24 protein-coding genes are annotated in these 26,273 nt (G+C 71.0%); 17 read left to right on the top strand and 7 right to left on the bottom strand.

The window, feature by feature from the left end; all coding sequences use genetic code 11:
* Positions 1–89: 89 nt before the first annotated feature.
* The gene (locus QRY02_RS06280) at positions 90–833 is read right to left on the bottom strand and encodes a FadR/GntR family transcriptional regulator (RefSeq protein ID WP_285990548.1); all 744 of its coding nucleotides are present in this window, start codon (positions 831–833) and stop codon (positions 90–92) included.
* A 400-nt stretch (positions 834–1,233) separates the two neighbouring features.
* Here QRY02_RS06280 and QRY02_RS06275 point away from each other — a divergent pair, with 400 nt between their 5' ends.
* The 11 genes from QRY02_RS06275 to QRY02_RS06225 all read left to right on the top strand — a co-directional run bounded on the left by QRY02_RS06275 (position 1,234) and on the right by QRY02_RS06225 (position 16,849).
* Positions 1,234–3,597 (top strand): RICIN domain-containing protein, encoded by a 2,364-nt coding sequence (locus QRY02_RS06275; protein WP_285990547.1) that lies wholly within the window; start codon positions 1,234–1,236, stop codon positions 3,595–3,597.
* Between the two features lie 19 nt (positions 3,598–3,616).
* On the top strand, positions 3,617–5,092 hold the full coding sequence (locus QRY02_RS06270) for an arabinofuranosidase catalytic domain-containing protein (RefSeq protein WP_285990546.1): 1,476 nt from the start codon (positions 3,617–3,619) through the stop codon (positions 5,090–5,092).
* 26 nt (positions 5,093–5,118) lie between these two features.
* Entirely contained in the window at positions 5,119–7,092 is a 1,974-nt protein-coding gene (locus tag QRY02_RS06265) for an alpha-L-fucosidase (RefSeq protein ID WP_285990545.1), read from the top strand.
* Between the two features lie 22 nt (positions 7,093–7,114).
* The gene (locus QRY02_RS06260) at positions 7,115–8,200 is read left to right on the top strand and encodes a ricin-type beta-trefoil lectin domain protein (RefSeq protein WP_285990544.1); all 1,086 of its coding nucleotides are present in this window, start codon (positions 7,115–7,117) and stop codon (positions 8,198–8,200) included.
* A gap of 152 nt (positions 8,201–8,352) precedes the next feature.
* Entirely contained in the window at positions 8,353–9,102 is a 750-nt protein-coding gene (locus QRY02_RS06255; RefSeq protein WP_285990543.1) for a GH12 family glycosyl hydrolase domain-containing protein, read from the top strand.
* A 166-nt stretch (positions 9,103–9,268) separates the two neighbouring features.
* A complete protein-coding gene (locus QRY02_RS06250; RefSeq protein WP_285990542.1) occupies positions 9,269–10,270 on the top strand; it encodes a cellulose binding domain-containing protein in 1,002 nt (333 codons plus the stop codon).
* Between the two features lie 35 nt (positions 10,271–10,305).
* Complete coding sequence (locus tag QRY02_RS06245; RefSeq protein WP_285990541.1) at positions 10,306–11,694, top strand: glycoside hydrolase family 10 protein; 1,389 nt, start codon at positions 10,306–10,308, stop codon at positions 11,692–11,694.
* Between the two features lie 59 nt (positions 11,695–11,753).
* On the top strand, positions 11,754–13,085 hold the full coding sequence (locus QRY02_RS06240; RefSeq protein WP_353069512.1) for a glycoside hydrolase family 43 protein: 1,332 nt from the start codon (positions 11,754–11,756) through the stop codon (positions 13,083–13,085).
* Positions 13,086–13,104: 19 nt separating this feature from the next.
* Positions 13,105–15,096 carry a family 43 glycosylhydrolase gene (locus QRY02_RS06235; RefSeq protein WP_285990539.1) on the top strand — a complete coding sequence of 664 codons (1,992 nt, stop codon included), beginning with the start codon at positions 13,105–13,107 and terminating at the stop codon, positions 15,094–15,096.
* 388 nt (positions 15,097–15,484) lie between these two features.
* Positions 15,485–16,357 carry a S1 family peptidase gene (locus QRY02_RS06230; protein ID WP_285990538.1) on the top strand — a complete coding sequence of 291 codons (873 nt, stop codon included), beginning with the start codon at positions 15,485–15,487 and terminating at the stop codon, positions 16,355–16,357.
* 333 nt (positions 16,358–16,690) lie between these two features.
* Entirely contained in the window at positions 16,691–16,849 is a 159-nt protein-coding gene (locus QRY02_RS06225; RefSeq protein ID WP_285990537.1) for a hypothetical protein, read from the top strand.
* Between the two features lie 6 nt (positions 16,850–16,855).
* Here the strand turns inward: QRY02_RS06225 and QRY02_RS06220 are convergent, their stop codons facing one another.
* The gene (locus QRY02_RS06220) at positions 16,856–17,476 is read right to left on the bottom strand and encodes a hypothetical protein (RefSeq protein WP_285990536.1); all 621 of its coding nucleotides are present in this window, start codon (positions 17,474–17,476) and stop codon (positions 16,856–16,858) included.
* Between the two features lie 122 nt (positions 17,477–17,598).
* On the opposite strand from QRY02_RS06220, the gene QRY02_RS06215 reads away from it, so the two are divergent.
* Entirely contained in the window at positions 17,599–18,531 is a 933-nt protein-coding gene (locus tag QRY02_RS06215) for an anti-sigma factor RsbA family regulatory protein (protein ID WP_285990535.1), read from the top strand.
* Here the strand turns inward: QRY02_RS06215 and QRY02_RS06210 are convergent.
* On the bottom strand, positions 18,503–19,027 hold the full coding sequence (locus tag QRY02_RS06210) for a phosphatase PAP2 family protein (RefSeq protein ID WP_285990534.1): 525 nt from the start codon (positions 19,025–19,027) through the stop codon (positions 18,503–18,505). The genes QRY02_RS06215 and QRY02_RS06210 overlap by 29 nt on opposite strands.
* Positions 19,028–19,138: 111 nt before the next feature.
* Here QRY02_RS06210 and QRY02_RS06205 point away from each other — a divergent pair, with 111 nt between their 5' ends.
* Genes QRY02_RS06205 through QRY02_RS06190 form a run of 4 tightly spaced genes read left to right on the top strand, consistent with a single transcriptional unit; the run spans position 19,139 to position 21,489 of the window.
* The gene (locus QRY02_RS06205) at positions 19,139–19,561 is read left to right on the top strand and encodes a hypothetical protein (RefSeq protein ID WP_285990533.1); all 423 of its coding nucleotides are present in this window, start codon (positions 19,139–19,141) and stop codon (positions 19,559–19,561) included.
* Positions 19,558–20,790 (top strand): NRAMP family divalent metal transporter, encoded by a 1,233-nt coding sequence (locus QRY02_RS06200; RefSeq protein ID WP_285990532.1) that lies wholly within the window; start codon positions 19,558–19,560, stop codon positions 20,788–20,790. Before QRY02_RS06205 ends, QRY02_RS06200 begins: the two co-directional genes overlap by 4 nt.
* Positions 20,787–21,176, top strand: coding sequence for a PRC-barrel domain-containing protein (locus QRY02_RS06195; protein ID WP_285990531.1), 390 nt, complete (start codon positions 20,787–20,789; stop codon positions 21,174–21,176). Before QRY02_RS06200 ends, QRY02_RS06195 begins: the two co-directional genes overlap by 4 nt.
* Entirely contained in the window at positions 21,163–21,489 is a 327-nt protein-coding gene (locus QRY02_RS06190; protein WP_285990530.1) for a hypothetical protein, read from the top strand. Before QRY02_RS06195 ends, QRY02_RS06190 begins: the two co-directional genes overlap by 14 nt.
* A 103-nt stretch (positions 21,490–21,592) precedes the next feature.
* Here the strand turns inward: QRY02_RS06190 and QRY02_RS06185 are convergent, their stop codons facing one another.
* Complete coding sequence (locus QRY02_RS06185) at positions 21,593–22,270, bottom strand: TetR/AcrR family transcriptional regulator (RefSeq protein ID WP_285990529.1); 678 nt, start codon at positions 22,268–22,270, stop codon at positions 21,593–21,595.
* A 132-nt stretch (positions 22,271–22,402) separates the two neighbouring features.
* On the opposite strand from QRY02_RS06185, the gene QRY02_RS06180 reads away from it, so the two are divergent.
* On the top strand, positions 22,403–23,335 hold the full coding sequence (locus QRY02_RS06180; protein WP_285990528.1) for an NAD-dependent epimerase/dehydratase family protein: 933 nt from the start codon (positions 22,403–22,405) through the stop codon (positions 23,333–23,335).
* A gap of 16 nt (positions 23,336–23,351) precedes the next feature.
* On the opposite strand, the gene QRY02_RS06175 is transcribed toward QRY02_RS06180, so the two are convergent.
* From QRY02_RS06175 to QRY02_RS06165, 3 genes are all read right to left on the bottom strand, one after another.
* A complete protein-coding gene (locus QRY02_RS06175) occupies positions 23,352–23,933 on the bottom strand; it encodes a hypothetical protein (protein WP_285990527.1) in 582 nt (193 codons plus the stop codon).
* Between the two features lie 49 nt (positions 23,934–23,982).
* Positions 23,983–24,408: an STAS domain-containing protein gene (locus QRY02_RS06170; protein WP_285990526.1), complete on the bottom strand. Its 426-nt coding sequence runs from the start codon at positions 24,406–24,408 to the stop codon at positions 23,983–23,985.
* A gap of 249 nt (positions 24,409–24,657) precedes the next feature.
* Positions 24,658–26,259: a sialidase family protein gene (locus tag QRY02_RS06165; RefSeq protein ID WP_285990525.1), complete on the bottom strand. Its 1,602-nt coding sequence runs from the start codon at positions 26,257–26,259 to the stop codon at positions 24,658–24,660.
* Between the last annotated feature and the right edge of the window lie 14 nt (positions 26,260–26,273).

The raw sequence follows: 26,273 nt of genomic DNA, 5'->3' as shown, positions 1-26,273 counted from the left end.
TCCCTCTGTCTACGGACGTCGTCGTCCTCCCGGGCCGGGGGAGATCCCGGGAGCAGTAAGGTCCACAATGGAACGTCTGGCGAGTGCGGTCACGGGCCGAAGAGCCGGCGCTGGATCTCCCGGCGGTAGTCCTCCAGGGTGTTGTCCAGGTGGACGCCGGCGGCGTGGGCCGCCGCGTCCGGGTCGCCGTCCCGGATCGCCCGGTAGATCGCGGCGTGCTCCTCGATCGCGCCCACCGCGTGCCCGCCGATCGCGCCGGACATCCCGATGATGTTCGACTGGCGCTGCAGGCGGCGGGCCTCGCGCACGGCCGCGACGAGGAACTGGTTGTGCGACGCGGCGGCGATCCCGGCGTGGAAGTCGTCGTCGCCCCGGTCGAACAGCGAGTACTGCCCGGTCAGGTGGCCGTGCCGGCAGGTTTCGGCGGCGGCCTCGATCGCGCGCAGCTCCGCGGGGGTGGCGTTGGCCGCCGCCAGCCGGCTCGCCGCGGTCTCCTGGATCCGGCGGAATTCGAAGAGCATGTAGACGTGGTTGAGATCGGCGGGCAGGAAGAACCCGCCCCACCGGGATCCGCCGAGCATGCCCTCGTCATCGGAGACATACAGCCCACGTCCTTTGTGCGCTCGCACCCGGCCGATGGCCGAGAGGATCTTGACGGCCTCCCGCACCATGGTCCGGCTGGTTCCCATCCGCGCGGCCAGCTCGTTCTCGGTCGGCATCCGGTCGCCGGGCCGCAGTTCCAGTTCGGCGATCAGCCGGAGGATCTGCTCCGCCACGACTTCGTAGCCGGGGCGGTACGGGACAGGCGGTGCTACTTCCTCGTCACGGGTCACGCAATGAGTATGACTCAGGAACTCCGGGCAGCACCTTACCTCGCCAACCCACCACCCGGTCAATCTTTGTCAGAGCAGGTTGAAAGTTACATCCCCCGCGCCCGGCGCAGGGGCGAGACGGAGCAATGGACGGGCTCCTCGCTTGACGCCGGGCAGGCGCGCTGTTCTCATGGATCACCGACACACCAACGGGAAACCGTCGAGTCACGTCGAAACTTTCGATCGCGGTCCGAGCCTTACCGCGTCGAATGAGTCGTACACATCCTGCCCGGTCCGCCACCGGACGGAGGCCGGTCCGGCCAGGCGCCGCGGACGGCTGACCGCCGGGTGCCGGCGATCAGTACACAGTGGACGGTTGGGCGCCCCCGACCGCCGCCTCGTTCCGGAGAGGTCCCCGCCCATGCCGTCGCGCATCGCCGCCGCGCTCGTCACCGCCCTCGTGGTGACCGCTCTCGCCACCCCGTCCGCCCACGCCGCGACCGTCACCATCGCCGTCGCCCCGGACGGGGACGACGCCAATCCCGGCACGCCCGCCCAGCCGGTCGCCACCCCGGCGAAGGCCCAGCAGCTGGCCCGCGCCCAGTCGGCCGCCAACGACGTCGTCGTGCAGCTGGCCGGCGGCACCTACCGGCTGTCCGCCCCGCTGCGCTTCACCAGTGCCGACTCCGGGCAGAACGGCCACACCGTCACCTGGCAGGCCGCCTCCGGCCAGACGCCGGTCCTCTCCGGCGGCAGCCAGGTCGGCGGCTGGTCGGTGCAGGACGCGGGCCAGAACATCTGGGTGGCGTCCGTGCCGCAGGGTGCCGACTCCCGGCAGCTGTTCGTCGACGGCGCGCTCGCCCCGCGCGCGGGGATCACGATCTCCCGCTCCGACGTGCAGTTCACCACCAGCGGGATGACCATCACCAACCCGGCGCTGAACTACCTGGCCACGCTGCCGCAGCAGAACCGGATCGAGGTGGAGAGCCAGAACTCCTTCACCGACCGGTACTCCCCCGTCGACCGCATCAGCGGGAACTCGATCGTCATGCAGCAACCCGCGTGGAACAACAACAACTGGGGCTACGACACCCTCGCCAAGCCGTTCGGCGGCGGCCAGCTGTTCCTCGAGAACTCGTACTCCTTCCTGAAGAACACCGGCCAGTGGTACCTCGACCCGCAGGCCGGGAAGCTCTACTACAAGGCGCCCGGCGGCTGGGTGCCCGGCAGCCACGACGTCGAGCTCCCGCGGCTGACTTCGCTGCTGCAGATCGGTGGCACCTACGACAACCCGGTGCGCGGGCTCACCTTCAAGGGCCTGAACTTCGAGCACACCACCTGGCTGACGCCCAGTACCTCGGTCGGGTACGCGAACCAGCAGACGGGCACGTTCCTCCCGGCCGCGGCCCCGATGCCGAGCGACTTCCTGACCTCCTGCCAGTCCGGCTGCCGCCAGTTCGAGGGCGCCCGCAACAGCTGGGCCCAGGCACCGGCCGCCGTCCAGGTCTCCGCCGCCACCGGGATCACCTTCAGCGGCAACACCTTCACCCACCTCGGCCAGGTGGCCCTCGGCATCGGCAACGACGCGAACGCCCACGCCTCCGGCGTCGGCCTCGGCGCGTCGTCGATCACCGTGGACCACAACACCTTCACCGAGAACTCCGGCGGCGGCGTGATCGTCGGCGGCGTCCGCCCCGACGCGCACCACCCGTCGAACCCCGCCATGACGAACCGGGACGTCACCATCTCCTACAACACGGTGAACCGGGTCGCGCTGGACTACCGGGAAATGGCCGGCATCCTCTCGACCTACGCGACGCACACCGTCATCACCCACAACGACGTCTCGAACCTGACCTACGACGGCATCGACGTCGGCTGGGGCTGGGGTGCCAACGACCAGGGCGGCGCCCAGGACTACCGCAACCGCGGCCTGTACGACTACCAGCCCGTCTACACGACGCCGACCACGCTGCGGGACACCGTCGTCAGCTACAACCGGGTGCACGGCACGAAGAAGCTGATGCACGACGGCGGCAGCATCTACAACCTCTCCGCCAACCCGGGCAGCTCCATCGACCACAACCACATCTTCGACAACAACCGCACGGTCGGGCTGTACCTGGACGAGGGCTCCCGCTACGTGACGCTGTCGGCCAACGTGATCCAGGATTCCGGCGTCTGGGCCTTCACCAACGCCAACGGCGCCAACAACACCAACGACAGCACCTTCAGCGGCAACTGGTACAACGGCGGCGCGACCCAGGTGGCCACCGGCTCGCCCCACAACAACGTCCTGACCGGGAACGTCCAGGTCAGCGGCACCAACTGGCCCTCGGGCGCCCAGCAGGTCATCGCGGCCGCGGGAACCGGCGGCGGGACCGTCCCGGCCGCGGGACCGGTCCGGGCGGTGGGCGCGAACAAGTGCCTGGACGTCAGCGGCGTCTCCACCACGCCCGGCGCGCAGGTGCAGATCTGGGACTGCAACGGCGGCACCAACCAGGCCTGGGCCCGGACCGCGGCCGGCGAGCTGACCGTCTACAGCGGCGACAGCACCCGGTGCCTTGACGCCACCGGCCAGGGCACCACCCCGGGCACCAAGGTCGTGATCTGGAACTGCAACGGCCAGGCCAACCAGCGGTGGCAGGTCACCGCGAACGGCACCATCACCGGTGTCCAGTCCGGGCTGTGCCTCGACGTCACCGGCTCCGGGACCGCGAACGGCACCGCGATCCAGCTGGCCACCTGCACCGGCGCGAACAACCAGAAGTGGACTCTCGGCTGACGAACAGAGGAGTTCGGCCATGGTCTTCCGCAAGCGTTCCTTGAGAAGAGCACTCCAGGCCACGGCGGCGGCGCTGCTGCTGACCGCCGGTGCCGTCGCCGCCACGGCGCCGGCGGCCCAGGCGGCCACCCCGCAGGCGTGCGACCTCTACGCCACCGGCGGCACCCCGTGCGTCACGGCGCACAGCACCACCCGCGCCCTCTTCGGGGCGTACAACGGCCCGCTGTACCAGATCCAGCGGGCGTCGGACCAGAAGTACCTCGACATCGGCCTGCTGGAGGCGGGCGGCTACGCGGACTCGGCTCCGCAGGTCGCCTTCTGCGCGGGAACCCGCTGCACGGTCACGAAGATCTACGACCAGACCGCCAACCACAACGACCTGCCGATCTCCTGGGGCGGGTTCTGGAAGGGTCCCGGCCCGAACGGATCGGACATCGGCGCGGACGCGATGGCACTGCCGGTGACCGTCGGCGGGCACCCGGTGTACGGGATCAAGGTCACCCAGGGCGTCGGCTACCGGATCGACAACGCCAAGGGCGCGCCGGTCGGGGCCCAGCCGGAGGGGATCTACATGATCACCTCGTCGAACTACGTCAACCAGTGGTGCTGCTTCGACTACGGCAGCGGCGAAATCTCCCACAACGACACCGGCAACGCCACCATGAACGCCATCTACTGGGGCACCGCCTGCTGGTTCAACGGCTGCACCGGGACCGGCCCGTGGGTGGAGGCCGACCTGGAGAACGGCATGTACCACACCGGAACCGGGTCCAACAAGGACCCGAACAACCCGGGGGTGCACCACCCGTTCGTCAGCGCGTGGCTGAAGAACAACGGCACCAGCAACTTCACCCTGAAGTACGGCGACGCCACCACCGGTGGTCTCACCACGCCGTACTCGGGCGGGCTGCCGCGCGGCTACTCGCCCATGAAGCTGGAGCCGTCGATCCTGCTGGGCACCGGCGGTGACAACAGCGTCTCCGGCGTCGGCGAGTTCTTCGAAGGCGCGGTGACCAGCGGCTTCCCGACGGACGCCACGGAGAACGCGGTGCAGGCCAGCGTCATCGCGGCCGGGTACAGCACCGGCGGCGGCCCGACCAGCACCGGCGCGGTGCACGCGGTGGGCGCGAACAAGTGCCTCGACGTCAACGGCGTCTCCACCACCCCCGGCACCGCGGTCCAGATCTGGGACTGCAACGGCGGCACCAACCAGACCTGGACCCGCAGCGGCTCGAGTGAGCTCACGGTCTACGACGGCGGCAACATCCGGTGCCTCGACGCGAACGCCCGGGGTACCACGCCCGGCACCAAGATCATCATCTGGAACTGCAACGGGCAGAACAACCAGCAGTGGACGTTCAACGCCAACGGCACCGTGACCGGGACCCAATCGGGGCTGTGCCTCGACGTCACCGGCTCCGGCACCGCGAACGGCACCGCGATCCAGCTGGCCACCTGCACCGGCGCGAACAACCAGAAGTGGTCCCTGGGCTGACCGAACTTCCGAAAGGGCTTCCCGCGATGTCTTCGTTCGAGCTGTCCAGGCGCAAGCTGATCGTGGTGGCCGGGGCCGCCGCGGCCGCCGGCGTGTTCCGCGTGCGCACCGCGTGGGCCACCGAAGGCCCCGGCAGCTACACGCCGAGCTGGTCTTCGGTGGACCAGCACCCGCCGGCCCCGGAGTGGTTCCAGGACGCCAAGTTCGGCATCTACTACCACTGGGGCGTGTTCAGCGTCCCCGCGTTCGGCAACGAGTGGTACCCGCGGAACATGTACATCGGGGGCTCCAACGAGAACAACCACCACAAGGCGGTGTTCGGCGATCCGTCGGCGTGGCCGTACCAGAACTTCATCAACGGCGCCCGGGACAAGGCGGGGAACTGGGTGCAGTTCGCGCCGAAGCTGAAGTCCGCGGGCGGGAACTTCGACCCCGCCGAGTGGGCCCAGCTCTTCGCCGACGCCGGGGCGAAGTTCGCCGGCCCGGTCGCCGAGCACCACGACGGCTACTCGATGTGGAACAGCGCCGCCAACGAATGGAACTCGGTCAAGACCGGGCCCAAGCTGGACCTGCTGCGCCTGCACGCGGACGCCATCCGCGGGAAGGGCCTCAAGCTGCTGACGGCGCTGCACCACGCGTACCACTTCACCGGCTACTACGACCACGTGCCCAACCAGTCCACCGAGTCGTTGCGCCGGCTGTTCGGCCAGAACGGCCGGGCCGCGGAGAACCAGCTCTGGTACGACAAGCTCCGGGAGGTCGTCGACGGCTACCAGCCCGACCTCGTCTACCAGGACTTCAACCTGACCCAGGTCGACGAGGCGCAGCGGCTGAACTTCCTTTCGCACTACTACAACCAGGCCGTCGCGTGGAACAAGGACGTCGTCGCCACCTACAAGGACGGGTTCGACAACCGCGGGGAGGTCTTCGACTTCGAACGCGGCGGGCCGGGCGACCTCATGAGCCCCTACTGGATGACCGACGACAGCATCTCCAGCTCCAGCTGGTGCTACACCAACGGCATCGGCTACTACTCGATGAAGGCCATCCTGCACTCGCTGCTCGACCGGGTCAGCAAGAACGGCACCATGCTGCTGAACATCGCCCCGATGGCCGACGGCACCATCCCGGCCGGGCAGCGCACGATCCTGCTCGGCATCGGGAACTACCTCAAGCGGTTCGGCGAATCCGTCTACGGAACCCGCGCGTGGGCCGTGTACGGCGAGGGCCCGACGAAGATGGGCGGTGGTTCGTTCACCACTCCGGTGGAGGGCACGCGGACCGACGTCCGGTTCACCCGCAGCAAGGACAACACCGTGCTGTACGCGACCGTGCTGGGCTGGCCCGGCAGCACCTTCCCGATCACGACGCTCGGCTCGAACCGGATCAACCTGAGCAACCTGGTCTCGGCCCAGCTGCTCGGCCCGGACGCCGGCGCGGCCACCGCCCTGCCCATGCCGGTCCAGGACGCTTCCGCGTTGCGCGTCCAGCTGCCTTCGGCCAACCCGCCGTTCGACGCGCCGGCGTACGTGGTGAAGCTGACCTTCTCCGGCCAGGTTCCCACGCCCGGCTCCGGTCCCCTGCCGACCGGCTGGTCGCGGATCGCGAACGTCACCACCGGCCTGGTGCTGGACAGCGGCGGCAGCGTCGCGGCCGGCTCCCCGCTCAAGCAGTGGAACTGGGACGGCAGCAACAACCTGCAGTGGCAGCTGGCCGACGCGGGCGGCGGCTACGTCCGGATCGTCAACCGCACCAACGGTCTGGTCGCCGACAGCCGGGGCAACACCGCCAACGGCGCCATCTGCGCGCAGACGGCGTGGACCGGCGCCACCAGCCAGCAGTGGCGGCTCACCGGCCTGGGCAACGGGCGGTACCAGATCGTCAACCGGGGCACCGGCACGGCGCTCGACGGCATGGGCAGCACTGCCGCCGGTTCGAGCGTGGGCCTCTGGACCCCGAACAGCAGCACGAACAACCAGTGGACCATCACCGCCGTGTGACGGCGGCCGGCGAGGAGACAGCATGCGTACACGATTCGGGTGGCTCGCCGCGGCCGCGGCGGTCCTGGCCGCTCTCCTGCCGGGCACCCCGGCCGCCGCCGAATCGAACGGCGGGGTCCGGGTCATGCCCCTCGGCGACTCCATCACCGAGGGGACCCAGGTGCCGGGTGGGTACCGGATCGGGCTCTGGCAGCGGGTCACGGCGAGTGGGTATCAGGTGGACTTCGTCGGTTCGCAGTTCAACGGCCCGGCCACGCTCGGCGACCACGACCACGAGGGACACCCGGGGTGGCGCATCGACCAGATCGACGCGAACATCGCCGGCTGGCTGCGCACCAGCACCCCGCACACGGTCCTGCTGCACATCGGCACCAACGACATCCTGCAGAACTACAACGTCTCGGGCGCGCCGGCCCGCCTGTCCGCGCTGGTCGACCACATCACCGGGGCGGTGCCGGACGCGGAGGTCTTCGTCGCGACGATCATCCCGCTGGCCAACAGCGGCCAGGAAGCCGCCGCGCGCACCTTCAACGCCACGATCCCGGGAATGGTGCAGAGCAAGCAGAACGCCGGCAAGCACGTACACCTGGTGGACATGCACGCCGCGCTGACGGCCGCCGACCTGATCGACGGGGTCCACCCCACGGCCGGGGGCTACGACAAGATGGCGGCGGTCTGGTACTCGGCGCTGCAGTCCGTCCCGGGCAGCATCGGGACGCCCGGGCAGTCCACGGCGAGGCAGCTATTCGGCGCGCAGTCGGGCCGGTGCGCGGAGGTCGCGGCCGCCACCGACGGCACCCCCGTGCAGCTGCGGGACTGCGGCGCACCGGCGTGGACGCCGGCCGGCAAGCAGCTGACGACCGCCGGGTCCAAGTGCCTCGACGCGTCCGGGCAGGGCACGGCCGACGGCACCCCGGTGATCATCTGGACCTGCTCCGGCCAGGCCAACCAGCAGTGGAACGTCAACGCCGACGGCACGATCACCGGCGTGCAGTCCGGCCGGTGCCTCGACGCGACCGGGCAGGGCACCGCCGTCGGCACCAAGCTGGTCCTGTGGGCCTGCAACGGGCAGGCGAACCAGAAGTGGGCGCTGCGCGCGGCCGCGTGACCGGGTCGTCCCCCATTGCGCTCGAGACGCGGTAACGCATTCGGTGAATCGATCACGGCCATCCTCTTTTATCCGGACGCCCGCTGTGGTTACATTCATGGTGATTCGTTGAGAGCGCTCCCAGAAAATGCCACGACGACGTGGAGGAGATCATGAAACTGAGGAACGCCCTGTCCGCGGCTTTGCTCGCCGCGGCCAGTGTCGCGGCGCCGGTCGCCGTCGCCCCGGCCGCGCACGCGGACACCTTGATCTGCGACCAGTACGGCTCGACCACCATCGGCGGCCGGTACGTCGTGATGAACAACCGCTGGGGCAGCAGCGCGCAGCAGTGCATCAACGTCACCGGCAGCGGGTTCCGGATCCAGACCCAGCAGGGGTCCACCAGCGGCGGCGCGCCGTTGTCCTACCCGGCCGTCTACCTCGGCTGCCACTACTCGAACTGCTCCCCCGGCTCTCCCCTGCCCCGGCAGCTCAGCCGGATCGGCAGCGTGCCGTCGTCGATCTCCTACACCTACGTCGGCAACTCGGTTTTCGACGCCTCCTACGACATCTGGATGGACCCGACGCCGAAGACCAACGGGGTCAACCAGATGGAGCTGATGATCTGGTTCAACCGCGTCGGCGGGGTCCAGCCGGTCGGCGGCCGGGTCGGCACCACCAGCATCGGCGGTCGGGGCTGGGAAGTGTGGCAGGGCAACAACGGGGGCAACGACGTGGTGTCCTACGTGGCCCAGTCCACCATCTCGGGCTGGTCGTTCAACGTGATGGACTTCGTCAACGACGTCGACAACCGCACCCGCGTGGACCGTTCCTGGTACCTCACCAGCATCCAGGCCGGCTTCGAGCCGTGGCGCGGTGGCGTCGGGCTCGCGGTCAACTCGTTCTCCGCGAGCGTGAACTAGGCCGGAAAACGGCGGCCGGGCGCCACGAAGGCGCCCGGCCCTCATCCCCGGTCACTGTTAACGCTAACGTTCAACCCGGCAATTCCGAAACCGCCGGCGGCGAAAGTTTCAGAAGCCAGCCGGAATGTAATTTACACCGGATCCGCGGCCCAAGAAGGATTCACCGATGAAACTCGCCAGAATCTTCGCCGGTGTGCTGGCGGCCTGTGTCGCGTTGATCGTCGTTCCCGGCACCGCGGAGGCCGCCGCCGCGGTGCCGATCATGCCGCTGGGGGACTCGATCACCCAGGGCGGCTCGATCGGCGGCTACCGCCTCGACCTCGGCGCGAAGCTGCGGGCCGACGGGCGCGCGATCGACTTCGTCGGCTCGCTGGCCGACGGACCGGCGAGCATGCCCGACCGCAACCACGAAGGGCACCCGGGCTGGACCATCGCGCAGATCGACGGATCCGTCACCGGCTGGCTGAACACGTTCCACCCCCACACGATCCTGCTCCACATCGGGACCAACGACATGTACGGCAGCGACCCGGCCGGCGCGCCGCGGCGGCTCTCGGCCCTGGTCGACCGGATCACGAACCTGGCACCCGAGGCCGAGCTCTTCGTCGCCACGATCATCCCGATCCGGTTCGCCGATCCGGCGGTCCGCACCTTCAACGCGGCGATCGCCCCCGACATGCGGGCCAAGGCCGCCGCCGGCAAGCGCGTGCACCTGGTCGACATGTACCCCTCGGTCGCCATCGCGGACCTGCCCGACGGCATCCACCCCAACGCGGCCGGCTACAGCAAGATGGCCACCACCTGGTACAACGCGCTCAAGGCGGTGCCGGGCAGCATCGGCGGGGACCCGCAGCCCCCGGTGGGCGACGGCCCGTGCACCGCGACCCCGCGGGTCGTGGGCAGCTGGAACGGCGGCTTCCAGGGCGAAGTCACCGTCGCGAACACCGGTGCCGCGGCGCTCACTGGCTGGACCGTGCGGTTCACCCTGCCCGGCGGCCAGAGCGTCGGCCAGGTCTGGGGCGGCACGGCGAGCGGCAGCAGCCCGGTGACCGTCAAGAACGTGAACTACAACGGCGCGCTCGGCGCCGGCGCCTCGACGACCTTCGGCTTCCTCGTGTCCGGTCCCGGCGCGGCGAGCCTCGACGCGGCCACGTGCACCAGCCCGTGACCGTGCACCCGTACCCACGAAATGAAGGTGTGAACATGAAGACGACATCGCGGTCGTTCCGCCGAGCCGCACTGGCTTCGGCTTTCCTGGCAACGTCGCTCGGGGTTTCACTGGTGCTGGCCACCTCCGCCTCCGGCGCGGCCACGACGCTCGGCGCGGCGGCGGCCCAGTCGGGCCGCTACTTCGGCGCCGCCGTCGCGGCCGGGAAGCTCGGCGACTCGACCTACGTGAACATCTTGAACCGGGAATTCACCATGGTCACGCCCGAGAACGAGATGAAGTGGGACGCCACCGAACCCAACCAGGGGCAGTTCAACTACAGCGGTGGTGACCGCATCCTCAACCAGGCGGTGAGCACCGGCAAGCGGGTGCGCGGGCACGCGCTGCTGTGGTACCAGCAAGAACCGGGCTGGGCGAAGGGCATGGAAGGCTCCGGCCTGCGCCAGGCCATGATGAACCACGTCACCCAGGTCGCCACCCACTACAAGGGCAAGATCTACGCCTGGGACGTCGTCAACGAAGCGTTCGCCGACGGCGGCAGCGGCGGCCGCCGCGACTCCAACCTGCAGCGCACCGGCAACGACTGGATCGAAGCGGCCTTCCGCGCCGCGCGAGCGGCCGACCCGGGTGCGAAGCTCTGCTACAACGACTACAACACCGACGGCGTCAACGCCAAGAGCACCGGCATCTACAACATGGTGCGCGACTTCAAGTCCCGCGGCGTCCCGATCGACTGCGTCGGCTTCCAGTCCCACCTCAGCGGCAACCCGCCCGGTGACTACCAGGCCAACCTCCAGCGGTTCGCCGACCTCGGCGTCGAAGTCCAGATCACCGAGCTCGACATCTCCGGCAGCAACCAGGCCAACGCCTACGGCGCGGTGACCCGCGCCTGCGTGGCCGTCGCCCGCTGCGCCGGCATCACCACGTGGGGCATCCGCGACACCGACTCCTGGCGCGGCGGCGAAAACCCGCTTCTGTTCGACGGCAACGGAAACAAGAAGGCCGCGTACAACAGCGTCCTCGACGCGCTGAACGCCGCCACGCCGACCAACCCGACGACCCCCACGACGCCGACCACCCCGACCACGCCCACGACGCCCACCACGCCGACGACCCCGACCACGCCGAACCCCGGCGGCTGCAGCGCTTCGGTTTCGCTGAACTCGTGGAACGGCGGCTTCGTGGCCACGGTGAAGGTCACCGCGGGAAGCTCCGCCCTCAACGGCTGGCGGGTGACGACGGGCCTGCCCGGCGGCGCGGCTGTGACCAGTTCCTGGAGCGCGAGCAACAGCGGCACCACCGGCAGCGTCACCTGGTCCAACGTCTCCTACAACGGCAACGTCGCGGCCGGGCAGTCGACCGAGTTCGGCTTCCAGGGCACCGGCAGCGCCGAGGGCATCACGTCGACCTGCGCAGCGAGCTGACCCGCTCCCCCGACGAAGGAGAGACCATCGTGCACCACCGAAAGCGCGTGCTCGCCTGGATGACCGCGGCCCTGTGCGCGATGGCGCTCCTGCCCGGCACCGCGCACGCCGACAACCCGATCGTGCAGCAGATCTACACCGCCGACCCGGCACCGCTGGTGCACAACGGCCGCGTCTACCTCTACACCGGGCACGACGAGGACGGCTCGACCTACTTCACCATGAAGGACTGGCGGGTCTGGTCGTCCGCGGACATGGTCAACTGGACCGACCACGGCTCGCCGATGAGCCTGGCGACGTTCAGCTGGGCCAAACAGGACGCGTGGGCCGGGCAGGCCGTCGAACGCAACGGCAAGTTCTACTGGTACGTCCCGGTGGTCAACCGGGCGACCGGCCGGATGGCCATCGGCGTCGGCGTCGCGGACAGCCCCACGGGGCCGTTCCGCGACGCCATCGGCCACCCGCTCGTCGAGAACGGCGAGATCGACCCGACCGTCTTCATCGACGACAACGGGCAGGCGTACCTGTACTGGGGCAACCCCAACCTCTCGTACGTGCGGCTCAACACCGACATGACGTCGTACTCGGGCGGGATCAACCAGATCCCGCTCACCACGGCCGGGTTCGGCACGCGCCCGAACGGCGGCAGCCGCCCGACACTGTACGAGGAAGGCCCCTGGGTCTACAAGCGCAACGGCACGTACTACAACGTGTTCGCGGCCAAGTGCTGCTCGGAGTTCATCGCCTACTCCACCTCACCCGGCCCCACCGGCCCGTGGACCTACCGCGGCACGGTGATGCCCACGCAGGGCGGCAGTTTCACCAATCACCCCGGGATCATCGACTACAAGGGCGGCTCGTACTTCTTCTACCACAACGGTGCCCTGCCCGGCGGGGGCGGCTACACCCGCTCGGTGGCGGTGGAGAAGTTCGCCTACAACGCCGACGGCAGCATCCCCACCATCAACATGACGAACAGCGGGCCGCCGCCGGCCGACACGCTGGATCCCTTCGTCCGGCAGGAAGCCGAGACGATCAACCGGGAATCGGGGATCGAGACCGAACCGGCGTCCGAAGGCGGCATGAACATCGGGTGGATCGAGAACGGTGACAACGTCAAGGTCCGCAACGTCGCCTTCGGCGCGGGCGCGAAGACGTTCACCGCCCGTGTCGCCTCCGCGAGCTCCGGCGGCACGATCGAGGTGCGGCTGGGCAGCGCCACCGGAACGGTCGTGGGGCGCTGCACCGTCGCGGGCACCGGCGGCTGGCAGACGTGGACGTCGGTGTCCTGCCCGGTCAGCGGAGTGACGGGCACGCAGGACCTGGTCCTGCGGTTCACCGGCGGCAGCGGTTACCTCTTCAACGTCAACTGGTGGCAGTTCTCCGCCTGATGCGGAAAGGACAGACGTGGTGTCACGCCGACAATCCCGGGCGGCCGTCTCGGCCCTGCTCGCCGCGACCGGCATCGCCGGCGCGGTCCTGGTGGCGACCCCGGCCGCGCACGCCGCGGCCGGGTGCTCGGTCACCTATGCGAAGACGTCCGAATGGCAGGGCGGCTTCGGCGCGTCCGTGTCGATCACCAACCTGGGTGATGCGATCAGCGGGTGGACGCTCGAGTGGTCGTTCGCCTCCGGTCAGCAGGTGGGCCAGCACTGGAACGCGACCATCACGCAGACCGGCACCCAGGTCAGCGCGAAGAACGTCACCTACAACACGACCATCCCGACCGGCGGCAAGGCCGAGTTCGGCTTCAACGGCTCGTTCACCACGGCCAACCCGGACCCGGCCTCGTTCCGGCTCAACGGCACCCTCTGCACCGGCGGCGTGGACCCCACGACCCCGACCACCCCCACGACGCCGACGACGCCGACCACGCCCACCACCACGACCACCCCGAACCAGCCGTCGACCTTCACGAACCCCGTGCTGTGGCAGGATTTCGCCGACGACGACATCATCCGCGTCGGCAACACCTACTACTACTCCGCCTCGACGATGCACTACTCCCCCGGCGCACCGATCCTGCGCTCCTACGACCTGGTGAACTGGGAGTTCGCCGGCCACTCCGTGCCCAAACTGGACTTCGGCGCGAAGTACGACCTCAACGGCGGCCGCGGGTACGTGCGCGGCATCTGGGCGTCGTTCTTCAACCACCGCGCCAGCAACGACACCTTCTACTGGGGCGGCTGCGTCGACTTCGCCAAGACCTACATCTACACCGCCACCGCGGTGGACGGGCAGTGGTCGAAGCACACCACGATCGACAAGTGCTACTACGACGCGGGCATGCTCGTCGACGACGACGACACGATGTACGTCGCCTACGGCAACACCACCCTCAGCGTCGCCCAGCTCTCCAAGGACGGGAAGACCGAAGTCCGCTCGCAGCAGGTCTTCCAGACGCCGTCGAACATCGGCACGCTCGAAGGCTCCCGGTTCTACAAGCGCGGCGGGAACTACTACATCTTCACGACCCGGCCGGCCAACGGCCAGTACATCCTCAAGGCGAGCAGCCCGTTCGGGCCCTACACCATCCAGCAGGTGCTGCTGGACCTGCCGGGCCCGATCTCCGGCGGCGGCGTCCCCCACCAGGGCGGGCTGGTGCAGACGCAGAACGGCGACTGGTACTACATGGCCTTCGTCGACGCCTACCCCGGCGGCCGGGTCCCGGTGCTCGCCCCGGTCACCTGGACGGCCGACGGCTGGCCGAAGCTCCAGACGGTCAACGGCCGCTGGGGCACGACCTACCCGAAGCCGAACCTGCCACCGCCACCCCGCCAGGTCGAACCGATGACGGGCACCGACACCTTCCCGGGTCCGGCGCTGAGTCCGCAGTGGGAGTGGAACCACAACCCCGACACGACGAAGTTCTCGGTCGGCAACGGGCTCAAGCTGTCCACGGCGACGGTCACCAACGACCTGTACTCCGCCCGCAACACCCTGACCCACCGCATCCAGGGACCCACATCCACCGCGACGGCCACGCTCGACCTGACGTCGATGCGGGACGGTGACCGCACGGGCCTGGCGATGCTGCGCGACTCCTCGGCGTACATCGGCGTCAAACGCGACGGCGGCCGCAACCGGGTGGTCATGGTCAACGGCCTGACCATGGACGGCAACTGGAACACCACCGGCACTGGCACCGAGGTCGCGGGCGCCGACCTGCCCGGCAGCCGGATCTGGTTGCGCGCCAACGCCGACATCCGCCCCGGCACCGGCCGCCAGGCCCGGTTCTCCTACAGCACCGACGGGGTCAACTTCACCCCGCTGGGCACGGCGTTCACCCTGAACAACGCGTGGCAGTTCTTCATGGGTTACCGGTTCGCCGTCTTCAACCACGCCACGCAGGCACTCGGCGGCGCGGTCACCCTGCAACGGTTCGACCTGACCACCCCATAGCGGGCGAACTTCGCCGTGCCCGGCCGCTCGCCGGGCACGGCGAAGTTCCGTCCGGCCTGCCTGACCGCCTGGGTCGGCGGCTCGGGAGCGAGCCGCCGACCGGTCGGCCGACGTGCCGTCGTTCGTCGAGCTGGACGGTGTAGCGCGTCGGCGTCGTCGTGAACTCGCCGTCGAGGTGAACAGCAGGGCACCTGCCGGTCCGGCCTGGTTGGTGACCAGCCGGTATTCGCCCTCGCTGTGGACGACGGCCGCGCACCGCGCCTCACCGCCGCGAAGCTCTCGATGTCCTCTCAACGACCGGCTGCTACCGATCCGGCTGAACCGGTCGCCGGGTGCGAGCCGTGCACCACTACAGGAAGTGGATCAACGGCTACGGAGGTCATCGCCCATGCGCTCCCGACACAGGAAGATCAGCCGGGGCAAGATCCTGGCCGCGGCCGCCGCCCTCCTGGCGGCCGGCACCGCGGCCATCGCCCTCCCGCAGGCGAACGCCGCCGGCAACGCCGGCACCGAAGCGGCGGCGCAGGCGATCACCGGCACGGCCTGGGCGGTCGACGCGCGGACCGGCGAAACGGTGGTCACCGCCGACAGCACCGTGCAGGGCGCCCAGTGGGACAGCCTGCTGGCGGCGACCCGCGGGAAGGCGGTCCGCGTCGAACGGACGCCCGGCGTCCTCAGCTTGTTCGCCGAAGGCGGCGACGCGATCTTCGCCGGCGGGGCCCGGTGCTCCCTCGGGTTCAACGTGACGACGAACAGCGGTCCCGGCATCCTCACCGCCGGCCACTGCGCCGCCGCCGGCCGCCAGTGGTCGCTGACCCAGGGCGGGCGGCCGGTGGCAACGCTCAAGCAGTCGACGTTTCCCGGCACCGGCGACTTCGCCCTGCTGACGTACGACAACGCCGCGACCAGCGCACCCAGCGTCGTCGACACCGGCGGCGGCCGGACGGTCGCCATCACCCGCGCGGCCGCGGCCCAGGTCGGCCGGCAGGTGTCCCGGATGGGCAGCACCACGGGCCTGCACAGCGGCCGGGTCACGGCCCTGAACGCGACGGTCAACTACCCCGAAGGCCGGGTCACCGGCCTGATCCAGACGACGGTGTGCGCGGAGCCCGGCGACAGCGGCGGATCGCTGTTCACCAGCGACGGCAGCGCGATCGGCGTCACCTCGGGAGGCAGCGGCAACTGCCGCACGGGCGGCGTGACGTTCTTCCAGCCGGTGACCACGGCCTTGGCGGCGGTCGGCGCCCGGATCGGCGGCTGACCGCGGCGCTCCGGAAACGGCGGCCGGTCGCGCCTCTCACGCGGCCGGCGGCCTGGTCCTCGGGCCCGACTGTGGTGACCACGGAATCCACGACGGTGCGGCATACTCCGGGCCATGCCGCCGACGATCCCGCCGCGCGAGTCTTGGCCGGCCGTGGCCGCCCCGAAGCAGTTCGCCGAGCCCGGCGCGGCCTTCGAAGCGGAAGCGCCATGACGGGCCACCGTCTCCTGGAGGTCCTTCGCACGCTCCAGGAGACGTACTCGGCCGAGACGGACTCCTGGCAGCTGAGCGGATCGACCTGGCAGGCGACCGCGATCGTCAACCCGGGCCGCGGTGCTGCGCGGAACCGACGGGGCGAAGTTCGTGCTGGTGTTCCCGCTGGACGGGGCGTACGTCCGCGTGACACAGGGCCGCTTCATGACGAGGGCGACGACGCACGCCGACCTCGCCACCGTGCAAGCCGGCGACGGTGACTCCGTCCCGGTGGACTGACGAGCCTCAGATCAGCACGATCTGCTCCAGCACATCCGGCGCCGACACCAGCAGGAACCCGGCCGACGCCATCGGCACCGTCCACCCCAGCACCCGGACCGCCTGCTTGCGTGAGCGGATCCCGCGCCCCAGCACCAGCGCGAGCGCCAGCAGCGTCGCCACCGCGAACACCACTCCGTCGGCCCGGTCGGACCGCCGGACCACCTCGCCGATCAGCAGCCCCGCCGCCAGCGCCGTGCTCACCGTGCCGCGGACGTCCTCGCGGCCGACGGGTGCGAACACCAGGCCCGCCGCCACGCCCGCGACCGCCGCCAGGACGCACCACAACCCCAGCTGCTCGAGGTCCACCTCGTACGGCATCCCCGGATACTTGACGCCGTACACGACGTCCTTGCCGTAGTAGAACGCCACCACCGCCGCCGCCAGCGCGACGATCGCGCGGGCGATCGCACGGCCGTCGCGGGCACCCGGCACCACCGCGGCCAGCAGGGCTATCCACAGCGTGAACGCGTGCGCCAGCGGCCGCAGCGCCGGGCTGTAGTAGGCGTACGCCCCGATGGCCCCGGACACCAAGCCGCCCAGCAGTGCGGCGCCGTCGGACGCCGTGACGCGGCGCGTCTCCAGCAAGCTGACCCCCAGGTCGAAGCGATGCCGTCTTTTTGCACTGTAGCGGTCAGTGACCGGGGGTCGCCCGATCCGGGGGTGGGTTCACGCATACTGGTGGCGTTCCCGGCGGAAGGAGAGGCGGCTTGAGCGCAACCGCGGAGACGGGCACCGGCGCATTCGGGCACCCCGCGTTGTTCTACCGCGGTGCCGCCGAATACCTGGCGGGCACCGTGCCGTTCGTCTGGGGCGGCCTCGCCGCCGACGAGCCGGTGGCGGTCGCGGTCCCCGGGGACAACCTCGAGCTGCTGCGGCGGGAACTCGGTGCCGACGCCGCCCGGGTGCGGCTGCTGGACATGACCGAGGCCGGGCGCAACCCCGGGCGGATCATCCCCGGTGTGCTGCGCGCCTTCGCCGACAGCCACCCCGGCCGGCCGGTGCGGATCATCGGCGAGCCGATCTGGGCGGCGCGCTCGGCCGTCGAGTACCCGGCGTGCGCCCAGCACGAAGCCCTCATCAACCTCGCCTTCGCCGGGCGGGACGTGACCATCCTCTGTCCCTACGACGCCGACGCGCTCGCCCCGGACGTCCTCGCCGACGCCGAGGTCACCCACCCGCTCCTGATCGACGGCACCGGGCAGCGCACCAGCCCCGCCTACGCCCCGGACGACCTGATCGCCCGGTACAACCAGCCGCTGCCCGCGCCGGACGGGGCCTTCGAGCTGGCGAACACCACCGGCCTCGCGGCGGCCCGCGCGCTGGCCCACGTCCGCGCGGCCGCCTGCGGGCTGAGCGACGACCGGGTGGCCGACATCGAGGTGGTCGTCACCGAACTGCTGTCCAACAGCATCGAGCACGGCAGCGGATCCGGCACCGTCCGGTTCTGGGGCGGCGACGGCGAGTTCGCCTGCGAGGTCCACGACCACGGTCGGCTCACCGATCCCCTCGCCGGCCGCCGCCCCGCGAGCCCCTACCAGCCGCGCGGCCGCGGGCTGCTGCTCGTCAACCACCTCGCCGACCTCGTCCGCCTGCACACCGGCGACGACGGCACTACCTTCCGGGCGTACTTCCGCGCCTGAACCGGCGGTGCACGAGGCCACCCACGGCGGCGCCGATCGCGACGCCACCGTACACGTCGGTCGGCCAGTGCGCCCGCGTCCGCAGCCTGCTGTAGCAGACCGCGGCCGCCAGCGGCGCGATCGCGGCCCCCGTGGCGGGCGCGGTGAGCGCGACGGCGACCGTGAACGCGGCCCCCGTCGTCGCGTGCGTCGACGGGAACGCCGAGGACTTCGGCTGTTCGAGCAGCGCGCGGTGGGCGGGGAGATCCTGCGCCGCCGGCCGCGGCCGGCGCACCACGGCCTTCACGCCGTGCCCGAACGCCATCCCGGCCGCGCCCGCCACCAGCCCGCGGCCCGCCGCCCGGCGCCGGGGCCCCGGCCGCCACGCCAGCACCCCGGCCACGAGGACCCAGACCAGGCCGCCCTGCGCCACCGCGCTGAGCGCCGTGACCGGCCACGCCGGCCGGGTGACCGGAAGGTCGTTTTCGTCCGGTCCGTCCGCGTCTTGAAAGGACATTTCGCTCGGCATGGCCCTCAACTTCCCGCACCGGCGCCGGTTCAATCACCCGTCTGTCCACGGTGGAGCATCCCGGTGTTTGTCCGCGCCGGGATCGGGTACACCCGTCTCGTGATTGCGCTCCGGCGAACCCGGCTCTGCGCGGTGGCCGCCGTCTTCGCGGTCACGGCACTGTCGGCCTGCGGCGCCGATCCCCGGGCCGAGACCGTGCACGCCGGGCGGGAAATCCGGGGCCAGCTCGAACTCCTGCGGCTCGTGGTGACGGCCGACCGCGACGAGGTCCCGCCCGTGCCGAGCCTGTCGGTCACCGTCCGCGACGCGGCCGACGAACTCGGCGCCGCCGGCCAGGACGTCGGCAAGCTGACCGACGACCGCGCCCGCGCGGCACTGGCGTCGATCACCGACCGCGCGGTCGCGGTGGCCCACCGGCTCGACGACGGCCTCGGCGACGGCACCGACGAAGGCCTCGACCGGATCGACGCCGAACTGCAGGGCCTCATCGGCGAACTCGCCCGCTGGGGCGTGACCTCGTGAGCAAGAAGTTCCTCGCCGTCACCCTCGGCATCCTCACCGCGGTCGGCGGCTTCGTCGACATCGGCGACCTCGTCGAAAGCGGTGTCGTCGGCGCCCGCTACGGGATGGCAATGGTCTGGGTCACCGCCCTCGGCGTGCTCGGCATCTGCGTCTACGCCGACATGTCCGGGCGGATCGTGGCGGTGTCGGGACGTCCCGTGTTCGACCTGATCCGCGAACGCCTCGGCCCCCGGATGGCGCTGCTCAACCTCGCCGGCTCGTTCCTCATCACGCTGCTGACGGTGTGCGCGGAGATCGGCGGCGTCGCGATCGTCATCGAGCTGGCCTCCGGGGTCGACCGGCTGGTCTGGGTCCTGCCGATCGGCGTGCTCGTCTGGCTGGTGGTCTGGCGGGTCGGCTTCGAGAAGATGGAAACCGGCTTCGGCCTCGCCGGCCTGGCGATCGGGGTGTTCGCCGTCGCCGTCTTCTTCCTGCACCCCGACTGGTCGTCGCTCGGGTCGCAGATCGCCGGGTTCGCCCCGCCGCCCGACCAGGCCCTGCCGACCTACGCCTACCACGCGGTCGCGCTGTTCGCGTCCGCGATGACGCCGTACGAGGTCTTCTTCTTCACCTCCGGCGGCGTCGAAGAGGGCTGGACGGTCAAGGACCTGTCGGTGCAGCGCGCGAACGTGCTGCTCGGGTTCCCCCTCGGCGGCCTGCTCGCCCTCGCGGTGATGGCGTGCTCCGCGGTCGTGCTGTTCCCGGCCGGGGTCGACGTGAGCCAGGTCAGCCAGATCGTCCTGCCGGTGACGCTCGCGCTGGGGACGGCGGGCCTGGTGATCGTGCTGATCGGCATCTTCGCCGCCACGTTCGGCGCGGCGCTGGAGACCGGGCTGTCGTCGGGCTACATGCTGGCGCAGTACTTCGGCTGGGACTGGGGCAAGCGCCGCGCGCCGCGCAACGCCGCCCGGTTCCACCTGACCGTCGGCGCCGGCCTGCTGCTCGCGGTGCTGGTGGTGCAGACGGGCCTCGATCCGGTCGGCCTGACCGAGATCTCGCTGATCTTCTCGGCGGTGGCGCTGCCGCTGACCTACCTGCCGGTGCTCATCGTCGCCAACGACCGCGAGTACCTCGGCAACCACGCCAACGGCCGGTTCAGCAACACCGTCGGCGGCGTCATGCTCGTCGTCATCGCCGTCGCGGCGCTCGTGGCGATCCCCCTGATGATCTTCACCGGAGCGGGCCAATGAATCCGTGGACCGACCTCGGCCTCGTCGACCTGGGCGACACCCTGCTCGACCGGCAGATCATCGGCGAAGACGGCACGGTGGTCGGGAAGGTCGACGACCTCGAGCTGCGCGCCGAAGGCGAAACGTACGTCGTCGACGCGCTGCTGGTCGGCCCGGAGGCACTCGCCGACCGCGTGGGCGGCCCGATCGGCAGGCTCCTGCACCACATCGGCCGCGGGTTCCGCGCCCAGGCGCCGCAACGCATCCCGCTGAACGCCATCCGCCGCATCGAGCCGACGATCGTCGTGACGACGGCCGTCGCCCAGGCGACGGACAGCCCGTCGGAGGACTGGCTGCGCCGCCGCGTCATCGGCCGGATCCCGGGAGCGGGCCGTGCGAGCCGGTGAGCTGATCGGCCGCCCGGTCCGCGACGCCGCGGGCCGCGACCTCGGCGCGGTCCGCGAGATCCGCGCGGAGGCGACGCCGGGCGCCGACGGGCTGCCGGAACTGGTGGTGCGCGGGGTGATCGTGGGCCGCACCCGCGTCCGGTTGTTCGGTTACCAGCGCCACGACCAGCGCGGGCCCCAGCCGCTGGTGGCGTTGATCCGGTGGCTGCACCGCCACAGCCGGTACGTGGCCTGGGAAGACGTGGACCTGTCCGGCCCGGAGGTACGCGTGCGGCGGCCGTTCGGTGAGCTGGCCCCGCTCGACCGGCCCTGAACGTGGGTCAGTGACATCGGGGGCTGCGCCCCGAGCCATGTCAGTGGCATTCGGGCCCGCGCCCCGGGCCGGGGGCTTCGCCACCCGGACCCCCAGCAAGAGGTCAGGGCAGGCCGGCGAGGTCGGCCAGCAGGGCCATGTGGTGCTCGAAGTATTCGGCGCGCGCCCCGATCATGTCGTCGAGCCGGTGGAAGACCTCGAAAGTGAGCTGGCCGAACAGGTGCGTCCACGCGAGCAGCACCCGGTCCAGGCGCTCCTCCGGCAGGTCCGCGGCCTGCTGGTCGATCAGCCGCCGCAGGTCGGCCCGGACGGGCTCGGGCAGCGGCCGGGGTGAGCCCGGCTCCCCCGGAGCGTCGCCGACGACGGCGGCGAGCAGGAGGATCACCTTCGACGCGGGCGCGACGGTTTCCGGCGGGGCGGCGTAACCGGGCACCGGATTTCCGTAGAGCAAGCCGAATTCGGCCGGGTGCGCGAGCGCCCAGGCCCGCACCGCGCGGCACACCGCCAGCCACCGGCCACGAAGGTCGGCACGCGGGACCGCCGCTTCGGCGGCTTCCGCCGCCGCGCCCAGTCCCTCGTACGCGTCGATGATCAACGCGGTCAGCAGGGCGTCACGGCTCGGGAAGTACCGGTACAGCGCCGACGGGACGATGTCCATGTCCCGCGCCACGGCACGCAGGGACAGGTTCGCCCCCTCCTCGGCGAGCCGGCGCCGGGCGGCGTCCTTGATTTCCTGGTGCATCTCCGAGCGGACCCGGGCGCGCAACGACGAGGCGGACACCACCCCAGTCTCGCACACTTCCGAGAACACCCGAACTCGGCGAGAACAGTGTTCTTGACGTCGGACGCACTCTGTCAGTACGGTGTTCTTGTCCGAGAACACTGTTCTCGCCTGGGTGGAAAAGGTGGTCCCATGTCCCTGCACGTCATCGTCGGAGCCGGTCCGGTCGGCTCGGCCACGGCTCGTCTGCTCGCTTCCCGCGGCGAGGAAGTCCGCCTGCTCAGCCGCCGCGGCGGCGGCCCGGCGGTCGAAGGCGTCCGGCTGGTCGCCACCGATGCCACCGACGCCACCACGCTCGCGCGGCACGCCGAAGGCGCGGTCGCGTTGTACAGCTGCGGAGGACCCGCCTACCACCGCTGGGCCACCGGCTGGCCCCCGCTCGGCGCGGCGCTGCTGCGGGCCGCCGAGACGAGCGGAGCCCTGCTCGCCACGACCGGCAACCTCTACGCCTACGGCGCCGTCGACAGCCCGATCACCGAGCAGCTGCCGATGCGGCCGAACTCGGTGAAGGGCGAGGTGCGGGCGAAGCTGTGGGCGGACGCGCTGGCCGCGCACGAAGCCGGCCGCATCCGCACGACCGAGGTGCGCGGGTCCGACTACCTGGGTGCGGGCGCGCTTTCGTCGTTCACCGCCTTGGTGCTGCCGAAGGTGCTCGCCGGCAAGCGCGCCTCGGTGCCGGCCGACCTGGACGCCCCGCACAGCTGGACCCACGTCGGCGACGTCGCCCGCACCCTGGTCGCCGCCGCGGCCGACGAGCGGGCCTGGGGCCGGCCGTGGCACGTGCCGACGGCACCGGCGGTGTCGCTGCGCCGGCTCGCCGAGCGCGCCGCGGAACTGGCGGGCGCACCAGCGGGCCGCGTCACCACGATGCCCGGGCTCGTGTTGCGCCTCGGCGGGCTCTTCAACCCGCTCGCGCGGGAGATGGTGGAGATGGAGTACCAGCTGCGGCGGCCGTTCGTCCTCGACTCTTCGGCCGCGACGGCGGCCTTCGGCATCGAGCCGACACCGACCGACGAAGCACTGCGGGAGACGATCGACGGGCTGCGTGCGCCCGCCCGCGCCTAGCGGGCGAACCCGGAGATCACAGATCCGAGGCGCGCCGGAAAGCCCTGCGCAGCAGCACGGTCACGACCACGCCGAGAGACCAGCCGAGGGCGTACCCGACGATCAGCGGCCACGCGGGCGGGCGCAGCCACCAGTGGTACACCCCGGCGACCGCTGCCGAGAGCACGGCCAGCAGTCCGACGCCTTCGAAGGCGAGGCGGGTGGGGTGCGCGAAGTTCCAGCCGGTGACGCTGAACCAGCCGCGCGACGTGGGCGCGGCCAGCGCCGCGGACCGCCAGCTTTCCCACCGGATGTGCCCCGCCAGCCGCTCGGACAGGGACTCCCGCAGGTAGCGCCGGATCAGCTTGATGTGGAAGTCGTGCAGGATGTACCGGCTGCCCAGCAGGTACGAGGACAGCGGGACGAGCACCAGCACGGCCAGGTTCGACGTCGCCGCGACGGCAACACTCGCGATGGCCGCCGACGCCAGCTGCAGGGCGAAGACGCTCCACTGGACGTTCGCGCGCCGCCCGACCTCGGCGCGCAGCGCCGCGTACTCGGCCAGCATGATCTGGGTGCCGGCCGCCGGATCGGGTTCGACGTCGCCCGGTTCCCGCATGCCGCCAGGGTGCCACGGGCCGCCCGGCGGCGGGACCGCCGGACGAGGATCAGCTCTGGCTGGGGATCTCCGTGGCGCGTTCCCACCCGGACGGCAGGCGGCTGACGTTCAGCGCGTGGTCGAGCCCGCTGGCCGACAACGCCCGGCGCACCACGCGGTTGTCGCCCGTGACGATGCGCAGAGTCGCGTTCTCGCGGACCACCCGCGCCTGGATGCCGCCCAGGGCGGCGAGGCCCGCCGCGTCGAGGAAGTCGACCTCGGACAGGTCGAGCACCAGGACCGGGAACCGGCGGTGCGCCCACGTGCTCAACGCCGAACGCACCTGCGGTGCGCTGTCCGCGTCGAGCGCGCCGCGGATGCGGACCATGACCGCGCCGAAGTACGGGCGGATGACCTGGATGTCGAACGCAGTGCGCTGTTCGCGCTTCGACGGCGCTACGGGGATCGCCGTCGCTGGGGGCTGGACGACTAACATTCCACGCCTCATTCGCAGATGACGTGACGAGCGGGTCGTTCTCGACCGACCCGCTCGGTCGCTGGCAAATCGGGGGACGGATGCTGCTTGACCGCACTTAGCAGCGTAGTCCTTGATCCGAACGGCGCAACCCCGCCAACGGCCGAACCCCGCACCTCCACACGCGGCCCGCACGCGCGCCAGCCAAACCACCCATCCGGGTGAACCACGACCGGGAACGGCAGCGGGGCCACCGTTCCCGGTCACCGGCTAACCGGCGTGGTTGGCGAAGATGTCCGACGCCCCGCTCACGGCCACCGGCCGCGCGACGCCGAAGTACGCGGTCAGCGCCGGACCCGTTGCGGCGAGCCCGGAGTAGTCACCGAGGAAGTAGCCGCCGGCGTCCGGTGCGGTGGTGAAGTCGAACGGCGTGGCGGTCAGCTTCGTCTGCCCGTTGACGGCCCAGTTCGCCGGGTTGCCGCAGTCGCTCGTCGCGGCGTGGCAGTGGGCGATGAACGCGTCGGTGAGCCCCGGCCGCGCCGGCGTCGCGTTCTGCAGGTCGTAGTAGCTCAGGCCGATCGTGCCGTCGGAAGTGACGCGGATCTGCGGCACGAACGCGGGCGTGTCCCCCGGCGACTGGTCGACGCGGATCGTGTCACCCCACGTCAATCCACCGTCGGCGGACTGGGCGAAGGCGATCTTGGCCGCGCCGGTGGCGCTGAACCGGGAGTCCTGCCAGACCGCGTACACGAAGCCGTTGACCGGGTTGACGGCGAACTCGGGCAGCTCGTCGCTGGAGCGGACCGGGTGACCGGCGATCGTCACCGAGGCCACGTGCTGGGTGTCGATGCCGATGGCGCGGGACCACGTCGTGCCGCCGTCGGTGGACCGGACGACCGCCGCCGTCGACGTCGACGAACCGTGGCAGTGCTGCCCGCCGTGGGTGAACAGGCAGGCGCCGCCCTTGTTGGTGATCAGGTCGAAGCCGTTGATCAGCACGCCCCGCCCCGGACCGGTCGTCGGCACGACGATCTGGTTGCCGATCGTCTGGTCGTTCTGCCCGGGGTCGAAGATGATCCGGCCGGTGCTCCAGGTCGACCCCCGGTCGGTGGTGCGGGAGAAGTAGCTGGGGCCGCGGTAGGTGAACGCGTGGTTGTACGCGCTCGGGTTGGCGTTGCTCTGCGGCGAGACCAGCTGGTCCCACACCGCGTAGGCGCGGTCGGCGAGCAGCGGGTCCGCGGTCACCGTTTCCTTGTCGTTGAGCACCTGCGTCGAGGTGTCCAGGCGCGCGACGACCGGGGTTTCCCAGTGGTCGCCGCCGTCGAGCGAACGGCTGATCAGGATCGCGCTCGCGCCGCCGAACGCCGGGCCGTCGGCGTTGAACGAGTCCGCGATCGAGTACACGACCCGGCCGTCGGCGGAGAAGCTCACCCACGGGTCGGTGGTGCGCTGGAAGTAGCCGGGCGAACCGGCGGTCGCGCCGCCGCAGATGCTGAACGGCGGCTGCGCGGCGGCCGGCGTCCAGGTCGCCCCGCCGTCGCGGGACACGACGTTGGTGAGACCGTTCGAGCCGCCGTCGTTCCAGCGGTCCTGCTGCGCCGACCCGACGAGGTGGCGCGGGTCGGCCGGGTCGGCGGCGACGTACGGCTCGACCTCGGACGCGGGGTAGTTCACGCTGCCGCGGGCCTCCTGCTGCGCGACGAGCGCGGCGCACGCCGCTCCGCCGCCCAGCGGGTGGTCGGGCACCGCGACCGGTACCCCGGCGGCGAAGGTGGTGGCGACGGCGACACCGGCGCCGGCCAGCAGGGCGGCCACCGCGGCGCCGGGCGGCAGGGATCGGCGGGCGAACCGCCGGAAGTTCTTCGGGTTCACGGGTGACCTCTTTT

It is taken from the genome of Amycolatopsis sp. DG1A-15b (genome assembly GCF_030285645.1).
Classification (GTDB): Bacteria; Actinomycetota; Actinomycetes; order Mycobacteriales; family Pseudonocardiaceae; genus Amycolatopsis.
The sequence above is the reverse complement of the archived record's forward strand: the minus strand, read 5'-3'. Positions and strand labels throughout refer to the sequence as shown.

Excerpts from the sequence above, each read along its gene's own strand:
- QRY02_RS06260 (WP_285990544.1), top strand. The coding sequence starts at position 7,115 with ATGCGTACACGATTCGGGTGGCTCGCCGCGGCCGCGGCGGTCCTGGCC.
- QRY02_RS06270 (WP_285990546.1), top strand. The coding sequence starts at position 3,617 with ATGGTCTTCCGCAAGCGTTCCTTGAGAAGAGCACTCCAGGCCACGGCG.
- QRY02_RS06210 (WP_285990534.1), bottom strand. The coding sequence starts at position 19,027 with ATGTCCTTTCAAGACGCGGACGGACCGGACGAAAACGACCTTCCGGTC.
- QRY02_RS06170 (WP_285990526.1), bottom strand. The coding sequence starts at position 24,408 with ATGTTAGTCGTCCAGCCCCCAGCGACGGCGATCCCCGTAGCGCCGTCG.
- QRY02_RS06180 (WP_285990528.1), top strand. The coding sequence starts at position 22,403 with ATGTCCCTGCACGTCATCGTCGGAGCCGGTCCGGTCGGCTCGGCCACG.
- QRY02_RS06195 (WP_285990531.1), top strand. The coding sequence starts at position 20,787 with ATGAATCCGTGGACCGACCTCGGCCTCGTCGACCTGGGCGACACCCTG.
- QRY02_RS06255 (WP_285990543.1), top strand. The coding sequence starts at position 8,353 with ATGAAACTGAGGAACGCCCTGTCCGCGGCTTTGCTCGCCGCGGCCAGT.
- QRY02_RS06240 (WP_353069512.1), top strand. The coding sequence starts at position 11,754 with ATGACCGCGGCCCTGTGCGCGATGGCGCTCCTGCCCGGCACCGCGCAC.
- QRY02_RS06265 (WP_285990545.1), top strand. The coding sequence starts at position 5,119 with ATGTCTTCGTTCGAGCTGTCCAGGCGCAAGCTGATCGTGGTGGCCGGG.
- QRY02_RS06275 (WP_285990547.1), top strand. The coding sequence starts at position 1,234 with ATGCCGTCGCGCATCGCCGCCGCGCTCGTCACCGCCCTCGTGGTGACC.
- QRY02_RS06175 (WP_285990527.1), bottom strand. The coding sequence starts at position 23,933 with ATGCGGGAACCGGGCGACGTCGAACCCGATCCGGCGGCCGGCACCCAG.
- QRY02_RS06230 (WP_285990538.1), top strand. The coding sequence starts at position 15,485 with ATGCGCTCCCGACACAGGAAGATCAGCCGGGGCAAGATCCTGGCCGCG.
- QRY02_RS06245 (WP_285990541.1), top strand. The coding sequence starts at position 10,306 with ATGAAGACGACATCGCGGTCGTTCCGCCGAGCCGCACTGGCTTCGGCT.
- QRY02_RS06250 (WP_285990542.1), top strand. The coding sequence starts at position 9,269 with ATGAAACTCGCCAGAATCTTCGCCGGTGTGCTGGCGGCCTGTGTCGCG.